This window comes from Mycobacterium sp. NGS11, assembly GCF_059813315.1.
In genome coordinates this window covers 112808-127412 of record NZ_JCALEJ010000002.1, presented here as the reverse complement: position 1 = coordinate 127412, position 14605 = coordinate 112808, and the positions used below count along the sequence as shown (strand labels likewise).

Genomic DNA, 14605 nt, shown 5'->3' with positions numbered 1-14605 from the left:
GGACCGCCTCGATCGCCTGCGCGGCGCAGCGCGTCGGCCGCCGGTGAGGCAGGATGGAAGCCATCGATCGTCGGGAGGAACGTTTTGATCCGGTATGTCGTGGTGCTTGGACTGGGTTACGTGCTGGGCTCGAAGGCCGGGCGTCGCCGGTACGAGCAGCTGGTCGGCACTTATCGCGCGCTGACCAGCAGTCCGGTGGCCAAGTCGATGATCGAAGGGGGACGGCGCAGGGTCGCCAATCGGATCTCCCCCGACGCCGGTTTTGTCACGCTGACGGAGATCGACGACCAGACGGCCATCATGGAACGTGACGTCGCCGGCTCGGCCGACGCCGCGCTGGCACCGTCTAATCGCCGCCGCTAGCCTGCTCCAGCAGGCTGCGACGGTAGGACTCCATCGCCACCAGGTCGCCGAATAGGGCGTGGTACTCGTCGCCCTGGTCGATCGGGGACATGCGCTGCAGCTTTGACTTGACTTCGGCGATCTGGCGGCCCATCCACACCTCTTGCAGCCGGGCCAGGACACCGCCGATGTAGCGCGGCAGCTTCTCCTCGTCGACCTGGATGGCCTCGACGCCCAGCTCGCTGGCGAGGCCGGCCGTCAGGGGCGACGAGGCCTGATCACGCACCGCCTCGATCCACTGCGCGCCCGTGACACCGCTCGACGTACCGCCCGCGGTCTCGATGGCCGCGCGGATGGCCGCGTACCCGGGATGGGTGAAACTTTCGACGGTCAGCGTGTCGAACACCGGCCCCGCGAACGCCGGGTACTGCAGGGCCGCCTTGAGCGCCTCCCGTTGTGGCCACAGGGTGGGGTCGCGCGGGTCTGGACGGCTGGCGGCGGCGGCCTGGGTTGCGTCCGGCGCCGGCTCGGCCACGCGGCGGGAAGCCCTGGGCGCAGAACCGCCGCGGGCCTGGGTGTTGGTGGACTTCGCCTGGCTGCGCACCCGGTCGATGACCTGCGCGACGTCGTCCCAGCCGACCCAGCCCGCGAGCTGACGGGCGTACTCGTCGCGCAGGGTGGGGTCCTTGATCTGGCTCACCATCGGCACGCAGCGGCGCAGCGCGGCGACACGGCCCTCGGCGCTGTCCAGATCCATCTCGGCGAGCGCGGAACGAATCGCGAATTCGAACAGCGGCGTTCGCCGCGCCACCAGGTCGCGCAGCGCGCCGTCGCCGGACTTCAGCCGCAGATCGCACGGGTCCATGCCGTCCGGCGCGACGGCCACGAACGACTGCCCCGCCAGGTTTTGCTCGCCGCCGAAGGCCTTCAGCGCGGCGGCCCGCCCGGCCGCGTCACCGTCGAACACGTAGATCAGTTCGCCGCGAAAGAAGCTGTCGTCCATCATCAGTCGGCGCAGCATGGACAGATGCTCGTCGCCGAACGCGGTGCCGCACGAGGCGACGGCGGTGGTGACCCCGCTCAGATGCATCGCCATCACGTCGGTGTAGCCCTCGACGACGACCGCCTGGTGCCCCTTGGCGATGTCGCGTTTGGCCAGGTCGATGCCGAACATCACGTTGGACTTCTTGTACAGCAGCGTCTCGGGCGTGTTGATGTACTTGGCTTCCATCGGATCGTCGTCGAACAACCGCCGGGCACCGAAGCCGATCACCTCGCCGGCGGAACTCCGGATGGGCCACAACAACCGGCGGTGAAAGCGGTCCATCGGTCCTCGGCGTCCCTGCCTCGACAGGCCGGCCGCTTCCAGTTCTTTGAACTCAAAACCCTTGCGCACCAAGTGTTTTGTCAGCGAATCCCAGCCCGACGGTGCAAAGCCGCAACCGAAGTGACGGGCCGCGCCGGCGTCGAAGTTCCGCTCGGCCAGGTACTGCCGGGCCGGAGCGGCCTCGTCGGATTCCAGCGCCGCCGCATAGAATTCCGCTGCCGCGGCGTTGGCCGCGACGAGCCGGCTGCGGCTACCGCGGTCGCGCTGGACGCTGGTTGCTGAGCCGGAGTAATTGATGGTGTGGCCGATCCGGTCGGCCAGCAGCTCGACGGCCTCGACGAAGCTGACGTGTTCGATCTTCTGGATGAACGCGTAGACGTCGCCCCCCTCGCCACAGCCGAAGCAGTGAAAGTGGCCGTGGTTGGGGCGGACGTGAAACGACGGCGACTTCTCGTCGTGAAATGGGCACAGGCCTTTGAGCGAATCGGCGCCGGCGCGCCGCAATTGGACGTAATCGCCGATGACTTCGTCGATGCGCACCCGTTCGCGGATGGCCGCGATATCGCGGTCGGGAATCCGGCCGCGACCCCGGGAACGGCCATCGCCCTCGGCGCGTGAACCTGCCGGGCTTGACATCGGCTCAGTCTAAGGCGCGACGGCGAATGCTAGCCGGTACCGATGACACCGCAGGCGACCCGATCCATCGCGTTCTCGGTGTCCTGGGCGCCGTGCAGCATCAGCGCGGTCTTGTTGCCCGCCAGCAGATCGTCCCGGTTGAACGAATCGGTGGTGGTGACCAGGTATGCCGAGCCATCCTGGCGGACCTCGAGCGACGCGAGGTCGCCGCTTTCGGGCTTACCGGTGTGGCCGGGGGCCTGGTAATGACCGCCGGCGGACAGGAAGTTGCCGGGCGCACCGCCGGTGGGCGCCACCGAGTTCGGCTCGCACTTGCCGATCTCGTGCACGTGCAGGCCGTGGATGCCCGGCGTCAGGATGCCGGGCGCCACCGTCTTGACGGTGACGGTGACATAGCCGCCGGTGAAGTCGAAGGTCGCGGTGGCCGCCGAGCGGCCGTCGGGCGTCTTCAGTTCCGCGTTGAGCGAGCCGCCGGCGGGTGCCGGGGTGGTCGTCTCACCGGACGACGCCGGAGCGCCACTTTTCACCGGAGGCGTGGTGCCCGGTTGGGTGCTCGCGTGCTGCGGTGAACTGCAGGCAGTCATGGCGATGACGGGAAGTCCCATCAAGAACGAGGCCACCAAGGGCGAGCCGCTGAATTTCTTCATGCCGGGCAGCCTAACTCGCGGCGGGTCTGCTGATTCCCGGACCGGACGACTTGATGCCCACCGGCCACTACGGCCGCACCTGGCGGACGTCGATGCGTTCGAGCCGGCCCTCGGTGTACGACGCGATCTGATCGACGATGACCCGCCACCGGCCGGCGTCGTCGGCAGCGGTGTTGAAGGACGCAGCAAAGACCGGGTCGAGCGTTCGTGGCGCCCCGGCATACAGCCAGTGCGCCACCCGGTGGATGCGTTCACGCTGTCCGGCCTGGGTTTCCTGATGCCGCGGATCGGACATGATGAATTGCAGCGCCAGGATTTTCAGTAAGGCGACCTCGGCACGTACCAGGTCGGGAACCTGCAGCTGGGCCCGGTAGCGCACCAGCGGTCCGGCACCGGCCGCCGCGCGGGTGGTGGCGATGGCGGCCGAGGCGAACCTACCGACCAATTCACTGGTCAACCGCTTGAGCGCGACCGACGCCGCCAGCGTGGCGTCGTACTTGCCGACGGCCGCGACCACCGGCAAAGCGGAGAGCCGCCGCGCGGCCGCCATGAGGTCGTCGGCGCGCACTCGCGAAAATTCGGTCTCCCCCAGCGCGGCCAATGCGGCGGCCTCGTCATCGTCGGCAAGCACCCGCAGGTCGATGCGTTGAGACACCACACCGTCCTCGACGTCGTGCACCGAATACGCCACATCGTCGGCCCAGTCCATCACCTGCGCCTCCAGGCACATCCGGCCCTCCGGAGCACCCGCCCGGGCCCAGGCGGCCGGCTCACGGTCGTCGTCGTAGAACCCGAACTTGCGCCGCCCCTCGCCGCGGAACCACGGATACTTGGTGACCGCATCCAGCGATGCGCGCGTCAAATTCAGCCCCGCGCTATTGCCTTGCGCATCAAGGACTTTGGGCTCGAGGCTGGTCAGGATCCGAAAGTTCTGTGCATTGCCCTCGAAGCCGCCATACTCCGTTGCGACCTCATCCAGCGCGTGTTCACCGTTGTGGCCGTACGGCGGGTGGCCGATGTCGTGGGCCAGCCCCGCCAGCTCGACCAGGTCGAGGTCGCAGCCCAGCCCGATCGCCATCCCCCGCCCGATCTGGGCCACCTCGAGCGAGTGCGTCAGCCGGGTGCGCGGTGTGTCACCTTCCCGGGGCCCGACCACCTGGGTCTTGTCGGCCAATCGACGCAATGCGGCGCTGTGCAGAACCCGCGCGCGATCGCGGGCGAAGTCGGTGCGGTGCTGACCCTCGGTACCCGGCAGACCGGCAGTCTTCGGCGCTTCGGCCACCCGTCGCTGACGGTCGAAGTCGTCGTATGGGTCGTGCTGATTCCCGGTCACCGAGGCACAGTCTGCCAGGGATTGCCTGCCGGAGTCCGGCTCGACTCAGGCCTACTGGCCTGCATCGTCGCGGGGCTAGATTGACCCTATGCGCACCGCTCGCCTGATCGCCGTGATCGCGACGATCCTCACCGTCGGCCTCAGCGGCGGGTTGCTGCCGGCGCCGACCGCCGGCGCGCAGCCCCCATTCCGGTTGGCCGACTACATCACCGACCGCGCGGGCGCGCTGTCGGATTCCGGGCGCAGCGCGGTCAACACCGCCCTGAACAAGCTGTACACCGACCGCCACGTCCGGCTGTGGGTGGTCTACGTCGACGACTTCTCCGGGCAGCCCGCCGCAGACTGGGCACGCCGCACCCTGAGCAGTAGCGACCTGGGCGACTACGACGCGCTGCTGGCCGTCGGCACCGTGAGCCGTCAGTACGCCTTCCTGGTGCCGTCCACGATCAAGAGCGTCAACTCGAATCAGGTCGACAAGTTGCGGCGCAACAGCATCGAGCCCGACCTGCACAACGGCGATTGGAGCGGTGCCGCCGTTGCGGCGGCCAACGGGTTGGACACCTCGCCGGGATCGTCGGGCCGAGTGGCCCTGCTGGCCGTGTTGGCGGGCATTCTGCTCGCGCTGACAGTCCTGTTGCTGGTCATGCGTCATCGCGGCAGGCGCCGGCGCGCCGCGGCGTTGGCCGCGGCACGCCGCGTCGATCCCACCGACGCCACCGCGCTGGCCGAGGTGCCGCCGCAGGCACTCGACGATCTCTCCCGCGAACTGGTGGTGGACGTCGACAACGCGATACGCACCAGCGCCAATGAATTGGACCTGGCGGTCGCCGAATTCGGTGAAGACCGCACCCGCCCATTCACGCAGGCGGTGACGAACGCCAAAGCGGCTCTGTCTCAAGCATTCACGATCCGGCAGCAGCTCGACGACGCAATGCCCGAAACCCCCGCGCAGCGCCGCGACCTGCTCACCCGGGTGGTCGTCTCGGCGGCGCGCGCCGACCGCGAACTGGAGTCGCAAACCGAGGCGTTCGAGAAGTTGCGCGATTTGGTGATCAACGCCCCCGCCCGCCTGGACTCGTTGACGCAGCAGTACGTGGAACTCACCACCCGCGTCGCGCCGGCCGAACAACGACTTGCCGCACTGCACAAGGAGTTCAGCGCTGCCGCGCTGACTTCGGTGTCCGGCAATGTCACGACCGCCAAGGAGAGGTTGGCGTTCGCCGACCGCAACATCGGCGCTGCGCGTGAGCTTGCCGCCCACGCCGTCAGCGGACAGCAATCCCCTCTGGTCGACGCCGTGCGCGCCGCCGAGTCGGCGCTCGGCCAAGCGCGCGCGTTGCTCGACGCGGTCGACCACGCGGCGGGCGACATCCAGCACGCCATCGACCGGCTGCCGTCGGCGATGACCGACATCCAGAACGACATCACGCGCGCAGACGAACTGCGGCACAAGACATCGAACCTCAAAACCGCGCACGCCAGCGATCTGGCCGCGGCGCGCGACGCGGCCATCAGGGCCGTCGAAAGCGCACGAGCCGGTGCTTCGGACGATCCGCTGGGTGAATTCGGACAGCTGACCAAGGCCGACGCGAACCTCAATGGGCTACTCGCCACGCTGGCCCAGGAGCAGGCCGCCGCCGAACAGCTGAACCGGTCATTGGAGCAGGCGTTGTTCACCGCGCAGTCGCGAGTGCGTGCGGTGTCGGACTACGTCGACACGCGTCGGGGCAGCATCGGTCCCGAGGCGCGCACCCGGCTGGCCGAAGCCAAGCGGCACCTCCAAGCCGCACAAGACAAACGATCAACACTCCCGACCGAGGCGATCGCGCACGCGAATGCGGCGTCGACGCTGGCTGCCACGGCGCAGTCCCTGGCCAACGACGACGTGCAACTGGCGCAGCGCGCCTACCTGGGCCGCGGCGGCAGCGACATGGGTGCGATGCTCGGCGGCATCATCATCGGCAACGTCCTGGCCGGAGGGATGCGGGGTGGATTCGGCGGCTGGAGCCCGACCTCGTTCGGCGGCAGCCCAAGTGCGTCCGGCGGCGGCTTCATGGGTGGCGGCGGCCGCTTCTGAGCAGCGCCGGACATCGGCGCTCGCAACGGCTTTGGGTTTTCTCCGGTCTCAACCAGCTGCCGGGGAATGCGGTATCACGCCCGGTTTCCGCGGCATCGTGTCGCCCTCCCGCCCGCTGCGCGCTCCTTCTGTAGCCGCAGCCGGGCGGCCATCGTCGGGCGTATCTTCGGGAGGTTCGGGGTCGATTTCCGGCTTCGGCGCCCAATGGTCGTAGTCGTCTGGCGGGACGACGACGCCCCACCTGAGCGGGACCGACAGACCGCCGAGCATGCCGGACTCACCGCGAACTGCCGACACCGTGTCATCCGGCAACGGCGAACGGAGAGGCAAAAGCACCCCTGCCCCCTTCCACAGCCGATCAGAGCGTTCGGGCGCTGTGGCGAATCGAATTCACACCCACCGGCTCACATCGTAAGACAAACAGAAGGAAAAAAGCGGAGTTGCCGATTTTGCTAGGAACGTCAGACGATTTCCGCGTCGCGACGCAATGCACGTTGCGGCGCATGTTGACAAATCCAAGAATGCATATTCTCGCCGCTTTGCACAATATCCACGCCTGCAACAGCAGCACCGTCGCGTTATCCGCCCCGGCCGCGTGGAACCACTTTGGGACGAGACCTCACCACCTGCGCCCTGGTCCCGCGGTCCTCACCCTTGGGGCGCTTCTCGTCCACGGGCATCGCCGCCATCGGCGCGCCGTTGCCCGACCCCGCGGCTGCCGCCCCAACCGGCGCGCCAGAGCCCACACCCGACATCGCAGGAGCGGCGATGTAAGCCGGCATCGACCCTTCCCACTCGGCGGGCACCGACAACGCCCCGACGAATCGCGCGCCGCCCAGCCCCGCCGTCGCAACGCCCAGGGCGCCCAACCCCCCACCGGCCAACGGCTGCAGGTCGGTTAACGCGCTACCCGCGCTATGGGGCGCGCTGAGGGGGACGCTGGTGGCACCGGCAAACGCCGGCGCCGGCGACGGCGTCGGCGTGGGTGCCGCCGCCGGGCCGGCGCTTTGCGCGAGCGTCGCCATGGGCGTCATCAACGCGGTTGCCGGGTAGGCCGCGGCCTGCGCGGCGGTCGTCAATCCGGCCACCGGCGTCGACGAAAGCAGCGACGTCAAGGACGAGATTGCCGGCGAGAGCGCCGAAAACACCGACTGCAGCTGGGAGGTGAACGCGGTGCCCAGCGAGGACAAGCCCTGGAAGAACTGCGACGCAAAATTCAGGGGTGCGGTCACCAATCCGGCCAGGTCCGCCACATCCGCGGACGGTGCGCCCTCCCCGAGGGCCGCGGGTGGCACGCCGAAATTCGGCAATGCCTGGGCCATTGATTGCGCCCCGGCCTGATAGCCCAACATCGCGGCCACATCCTGCGCCCACATCTCGACATACTCGAGCTCGGTCTGCGCGATCGCCGCGGTGTTCACGCCCAAAAAGTTCGTCGCTATCAAGACGAGCAGCCGGGTCCGGTTCGCCAGCACCGCCGGCAGCGGCACCGTCGCCACCAGAGCCCCCTCGTAAGCCAGGGCCGCCATCCGGGCCTGCAGTGCCGCCACCTCTGCCTGTGCCGCAGCAAGGAGCAGCCATTCCACGTACGGGGCCGCGGCCGCGGTCATCGACGTCGACGACGGGCCCAGCCAGGGACCGCTGGCCAGATCCGAAATCACGGTGTTGAACGACGATGCCGAGGAGGACAGCTCGGCGGCCAGCCCATCCCACGCCGAGGCCGCCTCGAACAGGGGTCCGGCCCCCGGACCGCCAACTATCAAGGCCGAGTTGATCTCGGGAGGGAAGAACACAAACGCGGGAATCAATCGCAAACCCCAACCGACCGAGTCAACGGCCGCTGCCCTGGGCGGCTCGATGTCCACCCGCGGCCATTAGCCACCAAACTTTTGCCCAGTAGGGGATCTTAAGGCACCCATGCGGGAAAGGCCGAATCTTATACAACCTTATTTCGCGACACCCGGCGCCAGTGACGACGCATCGCCACGCTGGCGCGACGACCCGTTGCGCCGAACAGAAATCGTCAAAGACGACACGATCAACAGCCCTTGAGGCGCACCGCCAAATACTCGGAGACGGCATTCATCGCGACCCGTTCCTGGGACATGTCGTCGCGCTGGCGCACGGTCACGGCGTTGTCCTCGAGTGAGTCGAAATCCACCGTCACGCAGAACGGTGTGCCGATCTCGTCCTGGCGCCGGTAACGTCGCCCGATCGCGCCGGCATCGTCGAAATCGATATTCCACGATTTGCGTAACTCGGCGGCTAAGTCTCGCGCTTTGGGGCTCAAGTCGGCGTGGCGGGACAGCGGAAGCACCGCAGCCTTGACCGGAGACAGGCGCGGGTCGAGCCGCAGCACCGTGCGTTTCTCCATCTTGCCCTTGGCATTCGGGGCTTCGTCCTCCACGTACGCGTCGATCAAGAACGCCATGAACGACCGCGTCAGGCCGGCGGCCGGCTCGATGACATACGGCGTGTACCGGGTGTCGGTGACCTGGTCGTAGAACGACAGGTCCACGCCGGAATGCTTTGCGTGCGTCGACAAGTCGAAATCGGTGCGGTTGGCGACACCTTCCAGCTCGCCCCAGGGATTACCGGCGAAACCGAACTTGTACTCGATATCGACGGTGCGATCGGAGTAGTGCGACAGCTTGTCGGCCGGATGTTCAAATAACCGCAAGTTCTCCGGGTCGATGCCCAGCTCGACATACCATTGCAGCCGGGCATCGATCCAGTATTGATGCCATTCCTTCGCGGTCGATGGCTCGACGAAGAACTCCATTTCCATTTGTTCGAACTCACGGGTCCGGAAAATGAAGTTGCCCGGGGTGATCTCGTTGCGAAAACTCTTGCCGATCTGGCCGATACCGAACGGCGGCTTCTTGCGCGCGGTCGTCACCACGTTGGCGAAGTTGACGAAGATGCCCTGCGCGGTCTCCGGGCGCAAATAGTGCAGGCCTTCCTCGGTCTCGATCGGACCCAGGTAGGTCTTGAGCATCATGTTGAACTCGCGGGGCTCGGTCCACTGACCCGGCTCGCCGGTCTCTGGGTCGCGGATATCGGCTAGGCCGTTGGGCGGCGGGTGCCCGTGTTTGGCCTCGTAGGCCTCGATGAGATGGTCGGCGCGATAGCGCTTGTGGGTGATCAACGACTCGACCAGCGGGTCGTGGAAGACCTCGACGTGGCCGGAGGCGACCCACACCTGCCGCGGCAAGATGATCGATGAATCCAGGCCCACGACGTCGTCGCGACCGCTGACCACCGAGCGCCACCACTGCCGCTTGATGTTCTCCTTGAACTCCACCCCCAGCGGACCGTAGTCCCACGCCGACCGGGTGCCGCCGTAGATCTCCCCGGAGGGAAACACGAAGCCGCGCCGTTTGGCCAGGTTCACTACGGTGTCGATGACGGACGCCACGGGGCGGTGCACTCCCTTTCCGGGGTTGGATGGGCACACGCGGGGATCAACCCCGGTGCGCAGAGCATCAGTCATGGTAACGATCGACGCGACGGTCTTTGACATGCGTCATCATGCATGTGACAGTGGATGGCAGCCGATAACGACATTCAATGGCGGATACTTTTCCCACTACCTGGCACTTCTCGAGGTGATGCCGCTCCCATGATGACGTCCCCGTCACCTTCTGCCTCGATGCCGGCCGCCGACGACGGCGACGCCGACCTGGGCGTGGTCGGCCACGACCCCGACGCGCTCGGCGCCGGTGGGCACTCCGGTTCGGCCGCCTACCCCGTGCCGCCGCCGCGGGACATCCTCGATGCCGCCGGTGAGCTGTTGCGTGCGTTGGCAGCGCCCGTGCGTATCGCCATCGTGTTGCAATTGCGCGAGTCCCATCGCTGCGTCCACGAGCTGGTCGATGCGCTCGGCGTGCCCCAGCCGCTGGTCAGCCAGCATCTGAAGATTCTCAAGGCCGCCGGCGTGGTCGCCGGGGAGCGATCCGGCCGCGAGGTGCTGTATCGGCTCGCCGATCATCACCTCGCGCACATCGTGGTGGACGCCGTCGCGCACGCCAGTGAGGAACCGCGCCAATGACCCGCGCCAGCGACGATGCAGCGCGAAGCAATGAGAAGGAGTGGCGCCAATGAGCGGGGTCAGCGTCCGCTCCACCCGGCAGCGTGCGGCCATCTCCACGCTGCTGGAGACGCTCGACGAGTTCCGCTCGGCCCAAGAGCTGCATGACGAGCTGCGCCGCCGCGGCGAGAACATCGGCCTGACCACCGTTTACCGGACGCTGCAGTCGATGGCCACGGCCGGAATGATCGACACGCTGCGCACCGACACCGGTGAGTCGGTCTACCGCAGGTGTTCCGAGCACCATCACCACCACCTGGTCTGCCGCAGCTGCGGCGCCACCATCGAGGTGGGCGATCACGAGGTCGAGGAGTGGGCGGCGGAAGTGGCCGCCAAACATGGTTTCTCAAACGTCAGCCACACGATCGAAATCTTCGGTACCTGTTCGGATTGCAACGGCCGATAGCCGACTACGCCATCAGTGTCCGGCGTATCCCGGCGCCGGTGTCCAGCACCAACAGGATCAGCGTCCGCAGGGCATCGTCGGTCAGGCCGCCGCCGGGAAAGTTGTAGCGCAGCATCACGTCGGCGGTTTTCGACGCGCGCTTGCTCGAATTACGTTGCACAGCCTTCTCATTGAGCTTCTCGATCAGGGTCACGCTGCCGAAATTGCTGTCGCGCGCCTGCGCGGCCACCTGCTCGCCGACCTTCTTGGTGAGCGGCAGATCCCACGCCAGGATCTGGGTGAGCGACACCAAATCGAGGCCCTCGGCGATGTTCACCACGCGCAACGAGGCGATGGTGCCGTCGTGGCGCACCGTCACCGCGCCGTCCGGCTCCTCCTCGAGGGGAAGGACGTCGCCGAGTATCGAAGCCAGGCGTTCCTGCAACGACGGCATTATGCGCTCCCGAATCTGCGGTTACGAGAAGCGTATTCCTCACACGCCGCCCATAGGTCGCGGCGGTCGTAGTCGGGCCACAGCTTGTCCTGAAATACGTACTCGGCGTAGGCCGCCTGCCACAGCATGAAGTTGCTGGACCGGTGCTCCCCCGAGGTTCGCAAAAACAAGTCCACGTCGGGAATGTCGGGTCGCTGCAGGTGCTGCGTCACGGTTGACTCGGTGATGCGCTCGGGGTTCAGTCTGCCCGCGGCCGCCAGGCGCGCGATTTCCTTTGTGGCGTCGGCGATTTCGGCGCGCCCGCCGTAGTTGACGCAGTAGTTCACGGTGATGACGTCGTTGTCCTTCGTCATATCCTCCGCGATGGCCAACTCCTTGATCACGCTGCGCCACAGGCGCGGCCGCGAACCCACCCACCGGATCTTGACCCCGATGGTCTTCAGATTCACGCGGCGCATGCGCACCACGTCGCGGTTGAACCCCATCAGGAAGCGGACCTCCTCGGGGGAACGCTTCCAGTTCTCCGTGGAGAAGGCGTAAAGGCTGAGCCATTTGATGCCGAGTTCGATTGCACCGCAGACGATGTCGATGACTACCGCCTCGCCCGCCTTATGGCCGTCGGTGCGGGTCAGGCCCTGCTGGGTGGCCCAGCGGCCGTTGCCGTCCATCACGATGGCCACATGATTGGGCAGTCGGGCGGCCTCGATTCTGGGCGGTGCCGCCTTGGAGATGTGCTGCGGTGGCCGGCACGGCCCCCCGTCGGGGGCCGGCGGCAGGTCCGGAAAGACGACCGGCCAGGTCGACTTGTCGGGAAACACCGGATAGTCGTCCGGAGCGGGGGGCAGCTGCGGGAAATCGGCTGACGCCGTGGCGGACTCGGACTTTCGACCCGAGCCGCCGGCCCAGAGTTTAGCCACAGTCCATATCCTGCCCGATCAGCGCCGCGCGCTGGTCGGCGATGGTGCGATCGACGTGATACGTCCGTTCCACGAGCGGCAGCGTCTTGAGCTGGCGCTCCAAATGCCACTGCAGGTGCGCGGCCACCAGGCCGCTGACGTAGTTGCGGTGCGATTGCGGCGTTTTTTCGGCGAAGTCCCAATCGCCGTCGTGGAGCGCGGACATCAGGTCCAGCACCCCCGGGGGCGGCGTCGTCGAACCGGCCGGGCGGCAGTGCGTGCAGACGCTACCGCCGGCGCCGACGTGAAATGCCCGGTGTGGGCCGGGCGTGGCGCACCGGGCGCACTCGCCCAGCGCCGGTGCCCATCCGGCGATGCCCATCGCGCGCAACAGGTAGGCGTCCAGAAGGAGGCCCCTGGACCGGCGGCCGTCGGCCACCGCCCGCAACGCGCTCACCGTGAGCCCGTGCAGGGCCGGGGCGGGCGCCCGCTCCTCGCCGGCGAGGCGCTCGGCGGTTTCCAGCATGGCGCAGCCACAGGTGTAACGGCCGTAGTCGTTGACGATGTCGGTGGCGAACGCGTCGATGGAGACGACCTGGGTGACGATGTCGAGGTTGCGGCCGGGATGTAGTTGCACGTCGATGTGCGCGAACGGCTCCAGCCGGGCACCGAATTTGCTGCGGGTGCGGCGCACGCCCTTGGCGACCGCGCGGACCAGTCCATGATCACGAGTAAGCAAGGTGACGATCCGGTCGGCTTCGCCGAGCTTGTGCTGGCGCAACACAACAGCTCGGTCTCGGTATAGCCGCATCACAATAGTTTTGCACCCCGCCGCGACATTACGGGTATCCGCGCCGTTAGTCTCGTACCCCGTGATCGGCGCTTCGGGGTTGGGTTCCGGGTCCATTTCCGGATCGGGCCACCGGCGCCTGCCCACACTCACTGACCTGCTCTATCAGCTGGCCAGCCGCTCGGTGACATCCACCACCCTGGTGGGTCGCTCCCTGCACGCCATTCACGCCAGCCAGCCCACACTGAACGCCTTCCGGGTGGTGCTCACCGAGTCGGCGCTGGCCGACGCCGCGGAAGCCGACCGGCGGCGCGCGGCCGGGGACACCGCCCCCCTCCTGGGGATCCCGATCGCCGTGAAAGACGACGTCGACGTTGCCGGGGTGCCCACCGCCTTCGGGACCGAGGGGTCGGTCCCGAAGGCCACGCACGACGCCGAGGTGGTGCGCCGTCTCAAAGCGGCCGGTGCCGTCATCGTCGGCAAGACCAACACCTGCGAGCTCGGCCAATGGCCGTTCACCAGCGGGCCCGGCTTCGGGCATACCCGCAACCCGTGGTCGCGCCGGCACACCCCCGGCGGATCGTCGGGCGGCAGTGCCGCGGCGGTGGCGGCGGGCCTGGTCACCGCCGCGATCGGCTCCGACGGCGCCGGCAGCATCCGCATCCCGGCGGCGTGGACGCATCTGGTGGGCATCAAGCCGCAGCGTGGACGCATCTCGACCTGGCCGTTGCCGGAGGCGTTCAACGGCATCACGGTCAACGGCGTGCTGGCCAGGACCGTGGCCGATGCGGCGTTGGTGCTCGACGCCGCGTCCGGCAACGTCAACGGCGACCGGCACAAGCCGCCGCGGATTACCGCGTCCGACTACGTGGGCAAAGCGCCCGGCCCGCTGAACATCGCGCTGTCCACCCGCTTCCCGTTCACCGGCTTCCGGCCGAAGCTGCACCCGGAGATCCTGGCCGCGACACGAGTCGTCGGCAAGCAACTCGAACTGCTCGGCCATACCGTGGTGTCCGGCAACCCGGACTACGGCGTGCGGCTGTCCTGGGACTTTCTCGCCCGGTCCACCTCGGGCTTGCGGGACTGGGAGGAGCGGCTGGGCGACGGTGTCGTGCTGGATCCCCGCACTCTGTCCAATCTGCGCTTGGGCGCCGTACTGGGACAGGCGATCTTGCGCAGTGCGCGCCGCCACGAAGTGGAAGACCAGCGGCGGGTGGGTTCGATCTTCGACATCGTCGACGTCGTGTTGGCGCCGACCACCGCCCAACCGCCGCCACTGGCGCGCGCCTTCGACCGGCTGAGCGGCTTCGGCACCGACCGCGCCATGATCGCGGCGTGCCCGCTGACGTTCCCGTGGAACGTCCTGGGCTGGCCGTCGATCAACGTTCCGGCCGGCTTCACCTCCGACGGCTTGCCGATCGGTGTGCAGCTGATGGGTCCGGCGAACAGCGAGGGCATGCTGATTTCGCTGGCCGCCGAGCTGGAAGCCGTCTGCGGATGGGTTAGCCAACAGCCGCAGTCGTGGTGGGACCAGACCACAGACGCTCCCGGCGCCTCCGCAACCAACGGCTGACGTGCCAGGGCGCGTTTTCGCAGGTGTCGCCGCGAATTAGCCGCCGCCAGCGGGG

14 protein-coding genes are annotated in these 14605 nt (G+C 67.6%); 5 read left to right on the top strand and 9 right to left on the bottom strand.

Features of this window, described 5'->3' with window-relative positions:
- Nucleotides 1-84 precede the first annotated feature (84 nt).
- Nucleotides 85-363, top strand: a complete 279-nt coding sequence (locus tag AC5Y4T_RS03420) for a hypothetical protein (protein ID WP_499915535.1) — start codon at nt 85-87, stop codon at nt 361-363.
- Here the strand turns inward: AC5Y4T_RS03420 and dnaG are convergent.
- From dnaG to AC5Y4T_RS03405, 3 genes are all read right to left on the bottom strand, one after another.
- Nucleotides 347-2305 carry a DNA primase gene (dnaG, locus tag AC5Y4T_RS03415; RefSeq protein WP_499915533.1) on the bottom strand — a complete coding sequence of 653 codons (1959 nt, stop codon included), beginning with the start codon at nt 2303-2305 and terminating at the stop codon, nt 347-349. The genes AC5Y4T_RS03420 and dnaG overlap by 17 nt on opposite strands.
- Nucleotides 2306-2334: 29 nt before the next feature.
- On the bottom strand, nt 2335-2952 hold the full coding sequence (gene sodC / locus AC5Y4T_RS03410) for a superoxide dismutase[Cu-Zn] (RefSeq protein WP_499915531.1): 618 nt from the start codon (nt 2950-2952) through the stop codon (nt 2335-2337).
- A gap of 67 nt (nt 2953-3019) precedes the next feature.
- Entirely contained in the window at nt 3020-4285 is a 1266-nt protein-coding gene (locus tag AC5Y4T_RS03405) for a deoxyguanosinetriphosphate triphosphohydrolase (protein WP_499915530.1), read from the bottom strand.
- Between the two features lie 88 nt (nt 4286-4373).
- Here AC5Y4T_RS03405 and AC5Y4T_RS03400 point away from each other — a divergent pair, with 88 nt between their 5' ends.
- Nucleotides 4374-6362 carry a TPM domain-containing protein gene (locus AC5Y4T_RS03400; RefSeq protein ID WP_499915529.1) on the top strand — a complete coding sequence of 663 codons (1989 nt, stop codon included), beginning with the start codon at nt 4374-4376 and terminating at the stop codon, nt 6360-6362.
- 48 nt (nt 6363-6410) lie between these two features.
- Here the strand turns inward: AC5Y4T_RS03400 and AC5Y4T_RS03395 are convergent, their stop codons facing one another.
- From AC5Y4T_RS03395 to AC5Y4T_RS03385, 3 genes are all read right to left on the bottom strand, one after another.
- On the bottom strand, nt 6411-6698 hold the full coding sequence (locus tag AC5Y4T_RS03395) for a hypothetical protein (protein ID WP_499915527.1): 288 nt from the start codon (nt 6696-6698) through the stop codon (nt 6411-6413).
- Nucleotides 6699-6940: 242 nt separating this feature from the next.
- Entirely contained in the window at nt 6941-8170 is a 1230-nt protein-coding gene (locus AC5Y4T_RS03390) for a PPE family protein (RefSeq protein WP_499915526.1), read from the bottom strand.
- Nucleotides 8171-8400: 230 nt separating this feature from the next.
- Entirely contained in the window at nt 8401-9792 is a 1392-nt protein-coding gene (locus AC5Y4T_RS03385; protein WP_499916697.1) for a glycine--tRNA ligase, read from the bottom strand.
- Between the two features lie 192 nt (nt 9793-9984).
- Between AC5Y4T_RS03385 and AC5Y4T_RS03380 the strand changes: the two genes are divergently transcribed.
- Both AC5Y4T_RS03380 and AC5Y4T_RS03375 read left to right on the top strand, forming a co-directional pair.
- Nucleotides 9985-10413, top strand: coding sequence for an ArsR/SmtB family transcription factor (locus AC5Y4T_RS03380; RefSeq protein WP_499915525.1), 429 nt, complete (start codon nt 9985-9987; stop codon nt 10411-10413).
- A 49-nt stretch (nt 10414-10462) separates the two neighbouring features.
- Nucleotides 10463-10858 carry a Fur family transcriptional regulator gene (locus tag AC5Y4T_RS03375; protein ID WP_499915524.1) on the top strand — a complete coding sequence of 132 codons (396 nt, stop codon included), beginning with the start codon at nt 10463-10465 and terminating at the stop codon, nt 10856-10858.
- Between the two features lie 4 nt (nt 10859-10862).
- Here the strand turns inward: AC5Y4T_RS03375 and AC5Y4T_RS03370 are convergent, their stop codons facing one another.
- From AC5Y4T_RS03370 to recO, 3 genes are read right to left on the bottom strand one after another with little or no spacing between them, the layout of a single operon-like run.
- Entirely contained in the window at nt 10863-11291 is a 429-nt protein-coding gene (locus tag AC5Y4T_RS03370; RefSeq protein ID WP_499915522.1) for a hypothetical protein, read from the bottom strand.
- Entirely contained in the window at nt 11291-12208 is a 918-nt protein-coding gene (locus tag AC5Y4T_RS03365) for a decaprenyl diphosphate synthase (protein ID WP_499915521.1), read from the bottom strand. Before AC5Y4T_RS03365 ends, AC5Y4T_RS03370 begins: the two co-directional genes overlap by 1 nt.
- Nucleotides 12201-12998: a DNA repair protein RecO gene (gene recO, locus AC5Y4T_RS03360; RefSeq protein ID WP_499915520.1), complete on the bottom strand. Its 798-nt coding sequence runs from the start codon at nt 12996-12998 to the stop codon at nt 12201-12203. The genes AC5Y4T_RS03365 and recO overlap by 8 nt, the downstream gene beginning before the upstream one ends.
- Before the next feature lie 61 nt (nt 12999-13059).
- On the opposite strand from recO, the gene AC5Y4T_RS03355 reads away from it, so the two are divergent.
- Entirely contained in the window at nt 13060-14550 is a 1491-nt protein-coding gene (locus tag AC5Y4T_RS03355) for an amidase (protein ID WP_499915518.1), read from the top strand.
- Nucleotides 14551-14605: the final 55 nt, after the last annotated feature.